This is a genomic window from Pseudoalteromonas sp. D15MCD-2 (assembly GCF_038562745.1).
Classification (GTDB): domain Bacteria; phylum Pseudomonadota; class Gammaproteobacteria; order Enterobacterales; family Alteromonadaceae; genus Pseudoalteromonas.
Map to the genome: position 1 here is coordinate 900,512 of NZ_JBCFQE010000002.1, position 17,352 is coordinate 917,863.

Here is a 17,352-nt window from a genome sequence, read left to right on the forward strand (position 1 = left end):
GCATGTGGTAAAAATAAAAAGGATTTATTCAGTGATGAGATTGGCTTGGCTGTTATGCAGCTTTTTCGCATTTAGTGCATTTGCAGAACCTCAGTGTGTGAACTGTCATCAAAGCCAAGTTGAAGACTGGCAAACATCCCATCATTTTCATGCTATGGAACAAGCCACTCCCGCTTCGGTGCTTGGTAATTTCAACGAACAAACCCTCGACTATCAAGGCCAGCAAGCGCGCTTTTATCAACAAGACCAACAACTATTTATAAGCATGCCAAACCTTGAGGGCAAGCTCACTGACTACCCCGTTTTATATACATTTGGCTATGAGCCATTGCAGCAATACATGTTTGATATGGGTCAAGGCCACATTCAGCTGTTTCCATTTGCATGGGACTCACGCAGTAAAGCAGACGGCGGTCAGCGCTGGTTTGTACTGCACCCTGAGCAGAAAAAACACGACCTATTTCATTGGTCTCAAAAAGGCCAAAACTGGAATCACATGTGTGCCGATTGCCATTCAACAGATTTCAAAAAGCAATTTGACCTTAAAACGAATAGCTTTGATTCAACTTATTCAAGCATTAACGTGAGCTGTAAAGCGTGCCATGGCGATACACAAGCTCATTTAAAATGGGCTGATGGCGATAGCAGTATTGCCGATAAGGGCTTTACCCATAATATTAAAAAGCAAACCCCACTGTTTACTCAACACGCTGATGGCAGTATGCAAAGCGTGCAGCCACTGGTAAAAAGCGAGCAAGTGCAAATGTGTGCAACCTGTCATGCTCGTCGCTCACAACTTGATGACCGCAAGGACCCACATAGTTTTTTACAACGCTTTCAAGGCTCTTTACTCACTCCTGAGCTTTATCACGTTGATGGTCAAGTGTGGGATGAAGACTATGTATGGGGCTCATTTTTACAAAGTAAAATGTACAACGCGGGGGTTACCTGTAGTAACTGCCATAATCCTCATTCGGGTAAATTAAAGCTTCCAGGGAATCAAACTTGTACGCAATGTCACAGCCAAGAGGTGTTCGATACGCCGAAACATCACGGTCATAAAGTGGCAAGTACTGGTAGCCAATGTGTTGATTGTCATATGCCTGCCACCACCTATATGCAAGTTGATGCAAGGCGCGACCACAGCTTTCGGGTACCACGCCCAGATTTAACATTAAAAACAAATGCTCCAAATGCCTGTAATAGCTGCCATGAAGACAAGACGCCGCAGTGGGCGGTTAGCAAAATAAAAGACTGGCATCCAAATTCAAAACACCTTGGCACTGCGCATTTTTCTGAGGCGTTTTATGCCGCCGATAACCGTTTACCTAATGCCTCAACCATGCTGACCAAGATCGTGCAAGATAAAGGCTTTCCTGACATTATTCGCGCTTCAGCATTAAGCCGTTTAGCTGCAAGCCCAGATAACAACGCTGTCGTTGCGATTGCTCGCTCAGTAAAAGACAGCGAGCCATTAAAACGCCAAGCAGCCATTGAAGCGGCCATGCCTTTTGATATTAACCAGCGCTGGCGCTTATTAAACCCGCTTTTAGATGATGAGCATTTACCTATCAGAGCCGAAGCAGCAAGAGCACTTGCAGGTATGTTAATTCAACCGTTCCCTACGGGGCTCAACGAGCAAGACAGCAAACGTTTAAATTCAGCCCTTGATGAGTATAAAGGCATTCAAGAGTACCAAGCAGAGCGTGGCTATTCCCATACCAATTTAGGTAATCTGGCGCTCACACTACAAAAGCCCGCGCAAGCTAAAGCACATTACCTACAAGCAATCAGTATTGAGCCTATTTTTGCTCCCGCTTATGTCAATTTGGCTGATTTATACCGAAATCAAGGCGATGAAAAAGCAGCACAAGCTATTTTAAAACAAGGCTTAGACGTTAACGCCCAAAGCGGCGATATTCATTATGCCCTGGCAATGAGCCTTATTCGCACAAAACAAAAAGACACAGCCCTTACACATTTACAAAAAGCCGCGCAGTTCGCACAAGAAAATGCAAACTATCAGTTTACCTACGCCCTGCTATTACAAGATTTAGGCAATATGCCAGCTGCAATATTAGCCCTTGAGCGTGCTTTTAACCTAACACCGAATAACCCAGATATCAGCTACAGTTTGGCGCAGTGGTATGTAGCAGAAGAGAATTACAGCCAAGCGCTGTTTTATGCCAGAAACCTAGCCCGCCTGGTACCGGGTAACCAGCAAATTGAGCAGTTTGTGAAACAGCTGGAAATGATGAATAGCATTAATCATTAATCATTAAAAAAGGGCCAAGTAGGCCCTTTTCAACTTAACTTATGGTTAATAATTAATGACCATAGTTTAGTGATTTTGCTTTTTCGATTGCTTCATTCACGTTAAGAGATGCAGACTCTTGACGCGGTGGGAACTCTACAAAAGATTGTACATGTTCGTTTAACTTAGCAATGATTGGCTGTAACAACCAGCTCTTACGCATGATTTGGTGGAAACCTGTTACTCCATCATAGTGCTCTAATGGATCTTTACGTAAGTTAAATAGTTTAGGCATGCTGTGAGTTACCATGTCTTCGTAATATAAACCATTTGGTTTAGTCGCAAAGTGCATTTTCCATGGGCCAAAACGAACTGCTGTAAGCTGAGACTCATAGTAATAGAAGAAATAATTACGTGCAGACTTATCCGCCTTACCTGTCCAATAAGCTAGGTTGTTTTCACCATCAATATAAACTTTGTCTGACTTTTTAAGTTTTTCTCGTAAGTTCTTTTCACCTAGAGCAGCAGCAACAGTTGGGAAAACATCTTCATGTGAAGAAATACCATTTAGCTTTAAGCCTTTAGGTATTTTGTTTGGCCAACGAACTAAGAAAGGCACACGCACGCCCCCTTCCCAGGTTGTCATTTTTTCACCGCGGAACTCAGTTGTACCCGCATCAGGCCAGCTTGATTGCTCAGGGCCATTATCACTGGTGTAAATAACTATGGTGTTATCAGCAATTTTTAGCTCATCAAGTTTATCAAGCAATTTGCCTACGTGGCCATCATGCTCCATTAAACCACTACCAAATACGTCTTCTTCAGAGCTAATGCCCGTCGCTAAATGACGGCTTTCTGGTTTTAAGTGAGTGTAAACATGCATACGGCTCGTTGCATGCCAAATAAAGAATGGCTTTTTGGCTTTAACTGCACGTTCCATAAAATTAAGTGAGCGCTCTAACACTTCTTCGTCAAAGGTTTCCATACGTTTGCGAGTAAGCGGGCCAGTATCGATGATTTTTCCATTGGCGTAAGATTCAATAACACCACGTGGGCCAAATTTTTTCACAAACTCAGGATCTTTTGGGTAATCCGCTTGTTCTGGCTCTTCAGATACATTGAGGTGGTACAAGTTACCGTAAAATTCGTCAAAGCCATGCTTTGTTGGTAAGTGCTCATCTAAATCACCTAAGTGGTTTTTACCAAATTGCGCAGTCATATAACCGCGATCTTTTAAAAATTCAGCTAAGGTAGGATCGGCTTCTTTAATACCTAGTGGGTTACCCGGTTGGCCTACCGTTGTTAGGCCTGTTCGAATTGGTAATTGCCCCATTAAAAACGCAGCACGACCCGCTGTACAACTAGGTTGTGCATAGTGGTCTGTAAACAATGCACCTTCGTTAGCAATGCGATCAATATTAGGGGTTGGGTAGGTCATACCATGCGAATATGCACTGAGTGAGATTGGCGCAACGTCATCAACCATTATGGCTAATACGTTTGGTTTATCTGCAGCTAAGCTTACCGTTGAAACTAAACCACAAATAGCCGCCGCTATTAGTTTTTTCATAAATCATCCCTTTTCATTAATAGTACCATTTGCTCTTGATAAGCACCTTTTAGTATAGATTAAAAAACAACCCAGTCTAGTCTCTAAAAACGGCAAAAACGATTTAAATCAAATTTACACAAAAATCACACAATTGTATTAAACAACTGAAAAACAATAGTAAAACAATACTTAAGTGCTTTTTGATAGCAACGTTTTATTTACTGAGGCCTGTTCGCTTTTTATGCTCGCCTTTGTCACTATTTTTATGCTATTTTTATTTTAGGAAGGAATAAATTGATGCCTCTTTAGAGGCTGAAGTCGAATATTTATTAAGCCAAAAGTATCTAAATTCAACTTAAATAAACTAAACATTTATTATTCAACCTTTTGTGTAAGGAAAACACATGACTTCTCTTCGGTTACCCTCTTTACTAGCACTTATGATTGCTGCTTCAAGCCATGCGGCTGAGCAAAAAGAAGTACAGGATATGTCAGATCCTCTGGCTGTTTATACACAAGCAGGAGTCGGTGTTACAAACAAAGGGCTCAACTTTAAAGTTGGCCAAGCATACGATACAGGTATCGCAACCACTGCTGGTATGAATGTTTTTGAAGTAAAAGGCATATATGGCGATGCGCTAGGCTGGGAAAGCGACAGCAAAACGACAGATTCTATTGATTCTTTTCGCTTTCGTAATTTCTCAGTTGACCTAACCACTACAATCGCAACGCAAATTGATGCTAACTATAACCTTAATGCCAACCTTGTCGCTGACGAAAGTATGGATGTTTCTTATAGCTTTATAAAAGCTTTAAAACCTATGGGGCGCTTTACGTTTTACCCGTTAGCTGGGGTGGGTGCATCACTCGGTGAAAATACCCTAGAAGATGACGGCAGTCGTGACAGCGGTTATTCCATTATGGGTGCTTATGGTTTAGTCGGTATGTACGCAAAAATAACCATTAACGATAAAATTTGGCTTAACTACAATCCATTTTGGCTAACAACTATCGGCGGTAGCGATAACTATAAAGATCACTACTACGGTCTAAACCAAAGCCATATTTTGACTCATGAATTTGCAGCAAGTTACCAAATTAACCCGCGTATGAATCTACGCTATTTCGCAAACTGGAATGAAAACGTTGACTTTATGGATGGCGATCATCGTCTCGAATTTAATTATCAGCTATAAAATTTGAAGTAACAAGAAACAACAAGGTAAGGGATTAAGTGAAAAAAGTTGTACTAATAAATATGCTTACAGCAAGTTTGCTAAGCACACAAAGCTTTGCATCAAGTTACGATGAATATGCAATAAAACCTGCAGAACAGCAATTAAGTAATCAACAACAAAAAGTTGATGAACCGATTTCATTTTTACCCATACCGACTTTTATTACAGAGCCAGCTGTAGGGCCTGGGCTTGGTGTTGTTGGCCTTTTTTTTCATGACAACGAAAAGAAGGCCAAAAAGAAGAAAAAAGAAGGCTCTACCCTACCACAAAGCATTAGTTTAGTGGGCCTAATGGGCACTAAAAATGGCACCAAAGGCGGTGCTGTTGGCCACATTACCTTTTGGGATGAAGACCGTATTCGCTATCAAGGGATTGTTGGCTGGGCGAGTATAAACCTTGATTTTTATACCTTCGACGAGATCAAGCTACTCACACCATTGTCGTTGAATATTGAAGGCCCAGCGGTGTTTCAAAACCTTAAGTTGCGCTATGACGACAGTAACTTCTTTTACGGCTTTAAACAGATTTATCGTAAGGTAGAAATAAGCTTAGCCGAAAACCCTATCGAAGATTTTCTGCTCGAAAACGATATTATCAAAGACCACCTTTCACTTGATGTAAATACGTCAGGTATTGGCCCATTAATAGAATACGATAGCCGAGATAACCCCCTAAACCCTGAGCGAGGCTTTAACTACAAGGCTGAGTATTTATATTATGATGAAGCTATTGGCAGTAAGGTTGATTACACCAGTCTAAAGCTTACCGCCTTAAATTACTGGCGTTACACCGATAAATTCAACTTTGCCCTGCGCATGCAGTATGACTCAGTTAACAACCGTGGTGAAAAGCGCTTACCGGTTTATATTCCGCCAAGTATTAGCCTTCGCGGTGTGTCTGCAACTCGCTATCAAGGTCTCGATGTATTTGTTACCGAAGCAGAAGCGAGCTATAAAATCACTCACAAAATAAAGCTCAATGTGTTTACTGGTATGGGCTGGGCAGCCGATAACTTTTCTGACTTATCGAAAGCTGAAACCATTGATACTGTAGGTGCAGGCTTTCGCTATTTAATTGATGAACATTACGGAATTAGTATTGGCTTAGATGTAGCCCATGGCCCTGAACAAAACGCAATTTACATTCAGGCGGGTTCTACTTGGTAAGATTATAATACTTTTTTAATAGCTCACCTTGATTTGTTCCCATTTTATTCTAGTGTTAAGAGTGCCGATAACTTTATAAGGATAATCATGAATAATATAGCAAAATTTGGTTTTGCTGTATTGACACTAGTTTTTGTATCGCAGTTAAGTGCTAATACGGCCTCAAAACCGGCCACAGAATATACTAAACAAGCTAATGCTAACGTATTAAAAAGCCTGCCTTTTAATGACACTCAAGACTTCAAAGATGCACAAAGAGGCTTTATAACAAAGCCCGACACCTTAACTATAAAATCAGATGATGGCACTGTAGTTTGGGATCTAGAGCAGTATAAAAAATTTGTACAACTTGATAAAGCAGCACCAGATACTGTTAACCCAAGTCTATGGCGAAACTCTCAACTCTTGATGCAGTATGGTTTATTTGAAGTAACCAAAAACATTTACCAAGTACGAGGATACGACCTTTCAAATATCACTTTTGTTAAAGGTAAAAAGGGCTGGATCGTTTTTGATCCGCTAATCTCCCCTGAAACAGCTAAAGCAGCACTGGATCTAATTAATAAAGAATTAGGAAAAAGACCTGTAACAGGCATCGTCTATAGTCATAGTCACATAGACCACTATGGTGGAGCACCAGGGCTTGTAACTCGGGAGGATGTGGCACAAGGTAAGGTCGAGATTCTTGCACCAGAGCATTTTACAGAACATGCTGTGTCTGAGAACGTAATTGCAGGTAACGCAATGAGTCGTAGAGCTGTATTTATGTATGGCGCATTATTGCCAAGAGATCCCAGAGGTGGCCTAAGTGGAGGTCTTGGAATGACTACTTCAACAGGGCTTGCAGGCTTGCTATTACCTACCAAAGAAATTAGTAAAACAGGTGACGTTGTTACTGTTGATGGTGTGAAAATGGAATTCCAAATGACGCCCGGAACTGAAGCACCAGCCGAAATGAATACATGGTTTCCTCAATGGAACGCTTTATGGATGGCTGAAAATACCACAAATACGATGCATAACATTTTAACACTACGGGGGGCTCAAGTTCGTGATGCTCTGAAGTGGTCAAGTTTTTTAAATGAAACTATTGAGCGTTATGGTGATAAAGTAACAGTTAAATTTCAATCACACCATTGGCCTTTATGGGATAATGGAAGGATCCTGCCTTACTTCAAGAAACAACGAGATATATACAAGTTCACACATGATCAATCCGTACGGTTAATGAATCAAGGTTACAATGGTGAGGAAATTTCTGAGATGATCACTTTACCTCCAGAGCTTGAAAATAACTGGGCTACTCGAGGTTACTACGGCACATTACGCCATAATAGTCGAGCTGTTTATCAGCGCTACATGGGCTGGTATAACGGCAATCCATCTGATCTCAACAATCTTCCTCAAGAAGCTGTTGCTCAAAAATACATGGAGTTTATGGGTGGAGAGCAAGCTGTTCTCAAAAAAGCTCAAAAGTCATTTGATAAAGGTGATTACCGCTGGGTTGCAGAAGTTATGAAGCATGCAGTATTCGCTAACCCAAGTAGCAAAGCATCTAAAGAGTTACTTGCTGATACTCTCGAACAATTAGGTTATCAAGCAGAGTCTGGGCCATGGCGTTCAGTCTATTTACAAGGAGCGTACGAACTTAGAAATGGAGTGCCAAGTACTGGAGGCACACAAACAGCAACTCCTGATACAATTCGTGCGATGACTCCAGATATGCTATTTGATTATCTAGCCGTAAGACTTATTGCTGATAAAGCGGCTGGTAAAGTATTAAGTATCAATATTGACTTTACTGATATTAATAAACATTACACCATTACAGTAGAAAATGCTGTTTTAAACTATACGACTAAACAAGCAGAGTCAGCAGATGTCACACTCACGCTCTCTATGAAAACGATGAATAACATTCAGTTAAAAGAGATAAGTTATGATGATGCTTTAAGTTCTGGTCAATTAGAAATATCTGGCGACAAGAAAGTTTTAGATGATTTTCTTGGCATGCTCGACAATTTTAATTTCTGGTTCAATATCGTTACCCCCTAGCAAATGCAATAAAAAGGCACGTGACCGTGCCTCTTTATAATGAAATACAATTAGAATAAAATCAAAACCAAACCCTAAAGATTGAATTAATTTATTTCACTGCTATTATCAATAGCTCAATAAATATTCAGGGATTGAACGGATGCATAAAAAAGTATCAACCAACCATTATCCATTCAAAGATTTTAAACCCCATGGGCTTGTCGAGTTTTATCAACGTGAACATGTGCTTTTAACGACTGCTACTGGGCCTTTCAACGAAGAGATTATTGACGCGCACTCTTTTATGCAAAAAGATTACATCAACAAGCTCAGCGCTGATTATGGTCAATGGTTTGAATTGGTTGAGTTTGAAAACTCATGCATGGCAACACCAGGGGCGCTTGAAAAACTAATGGTGTATTTTGTTGAGCTTCGACGAAAAGGCATCGCACCGGCCAAAACAGCTTTAGTGATAAAAGAAGGGCTTGAAGGCGGTAGTTTGCTTAGCGATACCTACTGCAATTTATATAAACGAGCAGGCATGGTAATGAATGTATTTAAGTCAAAAACAGCGGCCCTTAACTGGTTAGCAGAAGAGCCTGTGACTGAATTAGCCTGTTAACACACTATTTAATTTAAAAAGTGTTGCTCTTCTTCCCGCAAGGTCAACACTTCAACTCCCCTCTGGGTCTCCCAAACGCTTAGCTAAAGATACAGCTTAATTACAACTCAGCTATCATTTTAACAAGCGCTTGAGTTGTCCATTCAAGTTCATTGAATTTAATATCAGGTTGATAATAAAAGCCTTTTTCACGTGGTCTATTTACATAGACCTTTATCGGCAGAATCACTTTAGCAAAGCCTGAAGGTAAGGTTTCGAGCCTCACTTCCATGTAGGTAGAGTCTGTACTACTTGGTGCACCAACTAATTGTGTGTTTGCAAACAGCTTAAAACTATCCAGTGCATCTAGACAAGCGCTGGCACATTGCCCTGGCACAATCACATAAACGGGTGTAGTAAACTGACTGGCGTTTTTTGGCATTGCTTGTTGCTCTGCTGAGGCTACCTCGACATAAAATTGTTCACCCTTATCATAAGCCGCCAGCATACTTTCGTGGGTTGTCTTTAACCATTGATACCAAGGGCTAGCCGTATCATAGCTTGCGACTACATCGCCAAAATAGTCAGTATTACCTTTAGAAGTTCGCCACCACACTTGGGTATTTTTGTGTAACTTATAGCGGCCATATTTAAATTGTTCACTGCCCCAAAGTGCTGAGGCTATTTGCTCACTCCACATCGATGAGCCACCTTGATTATGGCGAAGATCAAGTACCACAGCTTTAGCTTGCATTAACTTATCATGTTGCTGTTCAATGGCGCTCAGCATCGTTTGGTAATCTGCTTGTTGCTGCTCATTGGGTGCATACGTTGGCATACTGATCCAAGCAATATCCTTTAAAGGCCAATTAAGTTCGATTGGTAACTTATCGCCGTTGTAAGCATTTTTAAGTTTTTCTTTGACACTATCAGGCCTAATACGCCAGTTTAACTTTAAGCTGTAAGTAGAGCCGTCAGCTTTTTCAAACGTGCAGCTTTCAAGTGGCGACAAAAACGGGTTTCCATCATCAACCGTTAGTCGCCAGCCATGGTTCCACCAACTACCGGGTTGTTCTACTTCGCCGTAATAGCGAAAAACACGCTCAACTAGCAAAGTATTAATTGCTGTATTATCACAGCTTACGAGCTTATCGCCTTTGGCAACCGTATCTAATTCACTGTAATACACTTGCAACGCATCCCCCCGCCAAACTGTTGAAAAGCCCGGCCAACTTCTTTGTGGCTTTAGTTCTCTAGGTAGGGTATCAACCGCTCCTGCATGACCATCTTGTAGAACAGTTCTAAAACGTGCAATAGCCGCAGCAAAACCTTGTGAACTATGCGCTTTTACAGCCAGCTTTAAGCCTTCTTGCTTTGCTTTTTCAAGCTGTTTAGCAAAGCCTGGATTACGTACATCATGCATACCAGGGTGATTGATAAGCGATAACCGATAAGCCGCTTCAACATCTTTTATAGCAAGTTCAGACCAATTAATTTCAGAATGAGTGACTGTACGACCCTCATCGGCGCGACATAGATTCACACCAAAAGGGCTAAAGTTTAGAGCTGTAAAGGTGAGTGATAAGTAAAGCGTCAAGCGTTTCATAAAAATCCATTTTAAATAATTATTATGTTTAAAAAACACCCTATTTAATCACTAAGGCATTGTTATGGCAATAAAAAGGACTTCACATGTGAATAGATTAAAAAAATTCATCTATCAGGTTTATTTTAATCGTTTGTCGATTTAGAGGGATTACTCTAAAGTTAACTCATCAGCGCTTTTAAGCTAAACAGCTTCACACCATTGATAGTGTTTGCGCTAACCGAATTGTTGTCACAAAAAGTCTAGTTTGTGTGTTCTCTGGGCTTTTTATATACCGAGTTACTGCGCACGCGGTAACTCAACCAAATTGTTGTCAAAAGCTTAGCTTGTGTGTTCTCTAAGCTTTTTTATTCTGAGTTACTGCACACGCGGTAACTCAACCACATTGTTGTCAAAAGCTTAGTTTGTGTGTTCTCTAAGCTTTTTTATTCCGAGTTACTGCACTTGCGGTAACTCAACCACATTGTTGTCAAAAGCTTAGTTTGTGTGTTCTCTAAGCTTTTTTATTCCGAGTCACTGCACTTGCGGTGACTCAACCAAATTGTTGTCGAAAAGCCTGGCTTGTGTGTTCGCCGGGCTTTTTTATGCCCGTTATAAAATGACTTGCCAATACGCTACATCAATCCACTGCCCGAACTTTTTACCAACTTGCTTAAAATGCGCGACTTTTTGCATATTATGCTTCTCATGCAAGGCGATACTTGCTTCATTAGGTAATGCAATGCCTGCCATAACAGCATGTACATTTTGCGTTTTTAACTGAGTAAATAGAGTGGCGTAAAGTTGGGTGCCAATCCCCTTTGTATGACTATCAGCATCTAAATAAACCGAGATTTCCACTGAGTGTTGGTAAGCTTTTCGTGCTTTCCAAGGTGTTGCATAACAATATCCAATGACATTACCTTCAGCTTCAGCAATCAACCAAGGTAAGTCAGCATCAAGATTAGCCTGTATTCGCTTGGCTATTTCAGTACCTGTGATTGCCTCAACTTCAAATGTCACCGTACTATTAACAACATAGTGATTGTAAATTGCAGCAATGGCATCACTATCTTCAATCCTTACATTTCTGATCATGATTGAAAATTCCTTACTCAACATTAATTAATTGGTTAATTAATAACAGAAAAGCAAGTTTGGAAATACATATACGCAAAATAAAAACGCCACTAGATGTGGCGTTTGGGTAGTTTCGACAACAATAAGAAATTGCTTTTAAAAGAAGCCCAGTGGATTCTCACTGTAACTTACTAATAGGTTTTTAGTTTGTTGGTAATGATCAAGGGCGAGTTTATGTGTTTCGCGGCCTATGCCTGACTTTTTATAACCGCCAAACGCAGCGTGTGCTGGGTACATATGATAGCAGTTGGTCCAAACACGGCCCGCTTCAATCTTACGACCAAAGTGATAAGCACGGTTCATGTTTCGACTCCACACACCTGCCCCTAAGCCAAACTCAGAGCTATTAGCAAGTGCTAACGCTTCGTCTTCATCTTTAAAAGTCGACATTGAAATTACCGGCCCAAAAATCTCTTCTTGGAACACACGCATGTCGTTAGTGCCTTTTAACAGTGTTGGTTGAATGTAGTAACCGCCGTTAAACTCATCAGACAGTTGTTCGACTTCGCCGCCCGCAAGCACTTCGGCCCCTTCTTGTTTACCAATTTCGATGTAGCTTAGGATCTTATCAAACTGAGCTTGTGATGCTTGAGCACCCACCATGGTTTCAGTATCAAGTGGGTTACCCCGTTTAATTTGTAGAGTTCGGGCAAGAACACGCTCAATAAATTGCTCGTAAATATCTTCTTGAATAAATAAACGCGATGGACATGTACACACTTCACCTTGGTTGAAGTACGCAAGTACGGCTCCTTCAATCGCTTTACTCAAAAATTCATCGTCTTTTTCCATTACATCGTTGAAGAAGATATTTGGCGATTTACCACCTAGCTCGACCGTCGAAGGAATAATATTATCAGCAGCACATTTTAAGATATGTGAACCCACTGGCGTTGAACCTGTAAAGGCAATCTTCGCAATTCGAGTACTGGTTGCCAGCGCTTCGCCCGCTTCTTTACCATAGCCGTTTACCACATTTAGAACACCTGCAGGCAATAAGTCACCAATCACCTCAAGCAGCACTAATATAGACGTAGGCGTTTGTTCAGCTGGTTTTAAAACAATACAGTTACCGGCAGCAAGGGCTGGCGCAAGTTTCCACGCAGCCATCAACAATGGAAAGTTCCAAGGAATAATTTGCCCTACTACACCTAGTGGCTCATGAAAATGATAAGCAACGGTGGTTTCGTCTATCTCACCGATTGAGCCTTCTTGCGCGCGCACACAGCCTGCAAAATAGCGAAAATGATCAGCCGCTAATGGCACGTCTGCTGCAAGTGTTTCACGAATTGCTTTACCGTTATCCCAGGTTTCGGCCACTGCCAGCATTTCTAGATTTTGTTCAATACGATCGGCAATTTTTAATAAGATATTGCTACGCTCGGTGACTGACGTTGTTCCCCATGCCGCTTTTGCATCGTGGGCTTTATCAAGTGCCAGTTCGATATCTTCTTTTGATGAACGAGGTACTTTACAAAACACTTTACCGTTTACTGGGCTAATGTTTTCAAAGTATTCTCCTTTTACAGGGGCAACCCATTGGCCACCAATATAATTCTCATACTGCGCTTTAAAGTTAACTTTTGCGCCTTCACTACCTGGATTTGCATAAATCATAATGTGTTCTCTCTTCAAATTGTTGTGTTTTATTTAGCATTGACTAAATTATGCGGTAGGTTATTGTTTAATGAACCGCTAACAATTGAAGTTAGCTCAGTTACTGAAAACACACTTGATTCCTAGTCCAGACTTTTTGACTATTTGTCCAGAATTTAGGACGACAGCGAGGCAACAATGAACACATCAGTTAGTAACAGAAGTTTAGATAAAAAACGACAACGTATTGATGTGCTTATTGAAAATAAAGTCAGTTTTGCGGGCGAACATGCCGAATTAAGTATTTACGACACCTATTTAGATGCCCAAAAAGTGGCCTTACATTCCACTGAATTATTATTTTGTGGCATGATCAGCGGTAAAAAAATCATGCATGTTGCCGACAGTGATTATCATGAAGAGTTTTTACCAAACCAATCATTTGTACTTGCCCCAGAACAAGGGGTGCTAATCGACTTTCCCAATGCATCTCTCAATCAACCAACAACCTGTTTAGCGATTGAAATCAGTACCGATAAAATAAGCCAAGTAGTTGATGCTCTAAATTTTAACCAGCAAATTACCCAGGATGACTTTTTCCAATATCAAGCCAAGTTAGTGCACGCCCAGCATAATCCGCAAACTCAACAACTGCTTGAGCGCATGATCACCCTATTTAGTGAAAATGAGCAACACCGCGATTATTTAATTGATTTATCGCTCAATGAACTCATAACCCGTCTGTTACAGCAGCAAAGCCGAGATTTAATGATAGCAAGTTGTAAGCAAGGCAAGCTCGCAACCCCATTAAGCCATGTAGTAAGTTATATAGAACAGCATCTTGCTGAGAATATTGATATCGATGTGTTATGTAAGATAGCCTGTATGAGCCGCAGTAAATTTTATCAGCAATTTAAGTTAGCCTTTGGTGTTACGCCCGCTCTTTGGCAACAACAATTACGCTTACAAAAAGCGTATAAACTGCTCGAAAAAGGGGAGGCGATTAGCCAAGTTTGTTACCAATTAGGCTTTAATAACCCAAGCCATTTTAGCCGAGTGTTTAAACAAACCTTTGGCGCAACACCTAAAAGTATCGCTAACCATTAAGTTCTGGATTGCGATGAGAATAAACACGATAGGTCAAGGCAAGTAAAATACAAATAGCACTTGGCACATAAAGCGCCGCAAAGCTCATTTTTGCAAATAACCATGCCCCTGCTAAGCCGCCAAAAATAAACCCTAAAATGATTAGGCCAAACAGTTTAGCCTTACGTTTATCAAGTGCCTCGCCACGTAAAACGCGACCAAACATAATACCTAAATCAGTGAAGATCCCCGTTACATGAGTGGTACGAACAATTGCACCACTGTAAGTTGTTGCTAAGGCGTTTTGTAAACCACATGCCGCAGAGGCTAAAAAGTGCCCGTAACCCGAGCCATTAAACAATAACCAAAGTGCGCCCAGTAAAAGCCCTGCTTCAATCAATAATGCCGTGTCGTAATGACGACCTAGTTTAAGTGCTGAACTATGCAGCAAGAACCCAGCAATACCAGACCCAACTAAAAATGACAGTAATACACCTAATAAATGTAAAGCATCAAGGCTATTGCCATGCATGAGATCTGCGCCAAGCAAGGTTGCAGTTCCTGATAAATGCGATACCGCTTGATGTTCAAAGCTAAGTAAACCAACCGCATTCACACACCCAGCCACCAGCGCCAAAATAAATGCGCCAATCTCAACCCATTTTGGTAACTTAGAAATCACTCACTATTCGCCTTATTCTCACACTCGTACTCATTCTTTTATGGTACGCCTATTTTTATGACTAAAAACACTTTTTTTCGACTCTTTATATGGTAATTTACCATTAAGTAAATCGATTAAGAACCTACAATGACAAAGCCAAAAACTTGGACGCTAAAAAGTATTGCCAAAGAGTTAGGCGTTTCAAATGCCACCGTATCAAATGCCTTTAATCGTCCTGATCAATTATCGAAAGCACGCCGCGAAGAAATTTTGGCGGCCTGTAAAAAGCTCGGCTATTTTGGCCCAAACAAGGCGGCGCAGTCATTACGCCGAGGCACCTTTAATATTGTTGCTTTAGTATTGCCAGACAGCGTTGAATATATGGTATCAGATCCGGTTGCTAGCAGCTTTATGCGCGGTGTATCGGCGGTGCTCGAAAAAAATGGCATTAATCTTTTATTATTTTCAGGTAACAACGATAACCTTAATAGCGTGGTCGATTTTGTTGATGGCTTTATTTGTTATGGTCGTCCTCGTAATAAACAACTTGTAGAACAGTTAAAACAGGTTGCTAAGCATGTGGTGACGGTTGACTTTAACATCGGTCGCGATGCCTCAGTAAACGTAAACAACCAACAAGCCAGCTTTGATATTGCCAAACATGCACTGCACAAAAATGATGATCGGGTTGCTATTTTAGGCCTGCGCTTACTCGATAACGACGTATTATGCCGAGTATACGAACATCATGAATTTGAAGCAGGTCAGTCGATTGCTCATCAACGACTGCGCGGTTATCACCAAGCAATCAGCGATGCTGGCATCACCCTCGGTGATGATAGAACATGGAATATTCCAGAAAGCAGTGAACGCTTTGCCAGCATTGCCGCCAAAGAAGCGCTTAGCAGCACACCAAGACCAAATGTGTTGTTGTGCATGAGTGATTTAATCGCCCTTGCCGCCATGCGCGAAGCATTAAAAATGGGCTTATCAATTCCTGAAGATGTCAGAATTGTTGGTTTTGATGGCATAGATGAAGGCCAACGATTTGTGCCAAAACTCACAACTGTCCATCAAAATAGCGAAGAAAAAGGCCGCATTGCTGCGACCTTGTTTCTATCGAAAGAGCAGCAAACAGCCGAAATCGACTATCAACTGCAATTGGGTCAAAGTAGTTAAGCTAAAAAGTCAGCCAAATCAACAATGTTCTGTTCGCCGTCTCGGTGATCAACAATGATCACTTCGCGGCTAGCGAAGTCAACTTTTAACTCGATTGAGCTGGTATCATCATGCCAGCTTAAACGACACACACTGCCTTCACCTTTCGCAATAAACTCACCGTTAAATGCTGGATGCTCATTACGTAATTGAATCAGCTTAATCAACCCTTTCACCACAGGTTTAGCAAGCGCAGCATCAATGTCTTGCGCATTTAAGTAAGGGCGATTGATATCACGACCTACATTGGTGCGGGCCAATAATTCCATATCGTTTTCACAAGCGAATAGGCCACCATAATAAACTTGTGGAATACCTGGCGCGAAGAACTGAATCGCACGCGCTAATAAGTAATCAAAGTCATCTGCACCCAATGCATTGTAATATGTGCAGTTAACTTGATATAAATCGACATTACTTGCTGCTGCACCAGTTGCTAGGCGGCTTTGCCCTTCACTCTTTTCATGAATGGTTTCAACCAAGTTATCAATTTCTGCTGCATTTAATAGACCCGGTTTATCACCCATTGGGCCTGCGTCAATGATGCCAATGCCATCATGGGTATCAAGTACCGTTAAACAGTTTCGCGGCGAAATGGTTAGCCAATTCAGTAAAGCTTGCGCATCATTGCTAAACAAGCTGTGTAAAATAAGGGGTGGTAAAGCAAAGTCATAAACCATATTTACACGCTTTGCGACTTCAACCTGAGTCTGGAAATGGCTGTGGATCTCGGCAATGGTTTCCATACCCGCTTCATTAGCTTGTGCCGAAAGCTTATTTAAATACTCAAAAGTTTCATCCAACATAAAGCAGTTTGTGCCAGCTTCTTTAATCGCATAGCCTGCCGCATCTAAACGAATAATATTGACATTATTATCAGCAAACTTGCCAAGCACCGTATTTAAATACTCGATACCCGCCGTTGATTTCACATTAATATCAATTTGGTTATCGGTAAATGTGGTCCAAAAATCATAGGTTTGGCCATCACCACACGCAATAGGTGTAAAGCAGCTACCCGGACGCGGACGGTAAATCGCTTGTTGCTCAACCTCAGACATGCCATTTGGGAATACATCGTCTTTAGTTAAAAATAAATCCCAAAATTCAGATTGCTTGCCTTTAGCGAGTACATCTTTAAATTGGAAAGATTGTGCTGAAACGTGGTTAACAATTAAGTCAGCCATAAGGTCATAGTTTGCACCAAGCACGTTA

General features: G+C 41.1%; 13 protein-coding genes. 7 read left to right on the forward strand and 6 right to left on the reverse strand.

Annotation, left to right across the window (positions count from 1 at the left end):
- The first annotated feature begins 34 nt into the window (after window positions 1–34).
- Window positions 35–2,275, forward strand: a complete 2,241-nt coding sequence (locus AADY36_RS20745; RefSeq protein ID WP_342409662.1) for a tetratricopeptide repeat protein — start codon at window positions 35–37, stop codon at window positions 2,273–2,275.
- A gap of 52 nt (window positions 2,276–2,327) precedes the next feature.
- Here the strand turns inward: AADY36_RS20745 and AADY36_RS20750 are convergent, their stop codons facing one another.
- Window positions 2,328–3,824 (reverse strand): arylsulfatase, encoded by a 1,497-nt coding sequence (locus tag AADY36_RS20750; protein WP_054562514.1) that lies wholly within the window; start codon window positions 3,822–3,824, stop codon window positions 2,328–2,330.
- Between the two features lie 386 nt (window positions 3,825–4,210).
- On the opposite strand from AADY36_RS20750, the gene AADY36_RS20755 reads away from it, so the two are divergent.
- The 4 genes from AADY36_RS20755 to AADY36_RS20770 all read left to right on the forward strand — a co-directional run bounded on the left by AADY36_RS20755 (window position 4,211) and on the right by AADY36_RS20770 (window position 8,869).
- Window positions 4,211–5,002, forward strand: coding sequence for a hypothetical protein (locus AADY36_RS20755; RefSeq protein ID WP_095209692.1), 792 nt, complete (start codon window positions 4,211–4,213; stop codon window positions 5,000–5,002).
- A 38-nt stretch (window positions 5,003–5,040) separates the two neighbouring features.
- Window positions 5,041–6,210, forward strand: coding sequence for a BamA/TamA family outer membrane protein (locus tag AADY36_RS20760; RefSeq protein WP_235575485.1), 1,170 nt, complete (start codon window positions 5,041–5,043; stop codon window positions 6,208–6,210).
- 87 nt (window positions 6,211–6,297) lie between these two features.
- A complete protein-coding gene (locus AADY36_RS20765; RefSeq protein WP_239963724.1) occupies window positions 6,298–8,265 on the forward strand; it encodes an alkyl/aryl-sulfatase in 1,968 nt (655 codons plus the stop codon).
- A 142-nt stretch (window positions 8,266–8,407) separates the two neighbouring features.
- Window positions 8,408–8,869, forward strand: a complete 462-nt coding sequence (locus tag AADY36_RS20770; protein WP_054562515.1) for a hypothetical protein — start codon at window positions 8,408–8,410, stop codon at window positions 8,867–8,869.
- Window positions 8,870–8,969: 100 nt separating this feature from the next.
- Here AADY36_RS20770 and AADY36_RS20775 read toward each other — a convergent pair whose 3' ends face one another.
- The 3 genes from AADY36_RS20775 to exaC form a co-directional block, all read right to left on the reverse strand.
- Complete coding sequence (locus tag AADY36_RS20775) at window positions 8,970–10,454, reverse strand: S41 family peptidase (protein WP_342409646.1); 1,485 nt, start codon at window positions 10,452–10,454, stop codon at window positions 8,970–8,972.
- Window positions 10,455–11,045: 591 nt separating this feature from the next.
- Window positions 11,046–11,531, reverse strand: coding sequence for an arsinothricin resistance N-acetyltransferase ArsN1 family B (locus tag AADY36_RS20780; protein ID WP_342409647.1), 486 nt, complete (start codon window positions 11,529–11,531; stop codon window positions 11,046–11,048).
- Window positions 11,532–11,669: 138 nt separating this feature from the next.
- On the reverse strand, window positions 11,670–13,190 hold the full coding sequence (exaC, locus tag AADY36_RS20785) for an acetaldehyde dehydrogenase ExaC (protein ID WP_054554003.1): 1,521 nt from the start codon (window positions 13,188–13,190) through the stop codon (window positions 11,670–11,672).
- 177 nt (window positions 13,191–13,367) lie between these two features.
- On the opposite strand from exaC, the gene AADY36_RS20790 reads away from it, so the two are divergent.
- Window positions 13,368–14,276 carry an AraC family transcriptional regulator gene (locus tag AADY36_RS20790; protein WP_285221001.1) on the forward strand — a complete coding sequence of 303 codons (909 nt, stop codon included), beginning with the start codon at window positions 13,368–13,370 and terminating at the stop codon, window positions 14,274–14,276.
- Here AADY36_RS20790 and AADY36_RS20795 read toward each other — a convergent pair.
- Window positions 14,266–14,937: a YoaK family protein gene (locus AADY36_RS20795; RefSeq protein ID WP_054562518.1), complete on the reverse strand. Its 672-nt coding sequence runs from the start codon at window positions 14,935–14,937 to the stop codon at window positions 14,266–14,268. The genes AADY36_RS20790 and AADY36_RS20795 overlap by 11 nt on opposite strands.
- Before the next feature lie 129 nt (window positions 14,938–15,066).
- On the opposite strand from AADY36_RS20795, the gene AADY36_RS20800 reads away from it, so the two are divergent.
- Window positions 15,067–16,098, forward strand: a complete 1,032-nt coding sequence (locus AADY36_RS20800; RefSeq protein ID WP_055021617.1) for a LacI family DNA-binding transcriptional regulator — start codon at window positions 15,067–15,069, stop codon at window positions 16,096–16,098.
- On the opposite strand, the gene gtfA is transcribed toward AADY36_RS20800, so the two are convergent.
- Window positions 16,095–17,352: sucrose phosphorylase (gtfA, locus tag AADY36_RS20805; RefSeq protein ID WP_342409648.1), on the reverse strand; the 1,258-nt coding region annotated here is incomplete at its 5' end. The two genes, AADY36_RS20800 and gtfA, sit on opposite strands and share 4 nt — an antisense overlap.

Excerpts from the sequence above, each read along its gene's own strand:
- AADY36_RS20745 (WP_342409662.1), top strand. The coding sequence starts at position 35 with ATGAGATTGGCTTGGCTGTTATGCAGCTTTTTCGCATTTAGTGCATTT.
- AADY36_RS20750 (WP_054562514.1), bottom strand. The coding sequence starts at position 3,824 with ATGAAAAAACTAATAGCGGCGGCTATTTGTGGTTTAGTTTCAACGGTA.
- AADY36_RS20755 (WP_095209692.1), top strand. The coding sequence starts at position 4,211 with ATGACTTCTCTTCGGTTACCCTCTTTACTAGCACTTATGATTGCTGCT.
- AADY36_RS20765 (WP_239963724.1), top strand. The coding sequence starts at position 6,298 with ATGAATAATATAGCAAAATTTGGTTTTGCTGTATTGACACTAGTTTTT.
- AADY36_RS20770 (WP_054562515.1), top strand. The coding sequence starts at position 8,408 with ATGCATAAAAAAGTATCAACCAACCATTATCCATTCAAAGATTTTAAA.
- AADY36_RS20775 (WP_342409646.1), bottom strand. The coding sequence starts at position 10,454 with ATGAAACGCTTGACGCTTTACTTATCACTCACCTTTACAGCTCTAAAC.
- AADY36_RS20780 (WP_342409647.1), bottom strand. The coding sequence starts at position 11,531 with ATGATCAGAAATGTAAGGATTGAAGATAGTGATGCCATTGCTGCAATT.
- exaC (WP_054554003.1), bottom strand. The coding sequence starts at position 13,190 with ATGATTTATGCAAATCCAGGTAGTGAAGGCGCAAAAGTTAACTTTAAA.
- AADY36_RS20790 (WP_285221001.1), top strand. The coding sequence starts at position 13,368 with ATGAACACATCAGTTAGTAACAGAAGTTTAGATAAAAAACGACAACGT.
- AADY36_RS20800 (WP_055021617.1), top strand. The coding sequence starts at position 15,067 with ATGACAAAGCCAAAAACTTGGACGCTAAAAAGTATTGCCAAAGAGTTA.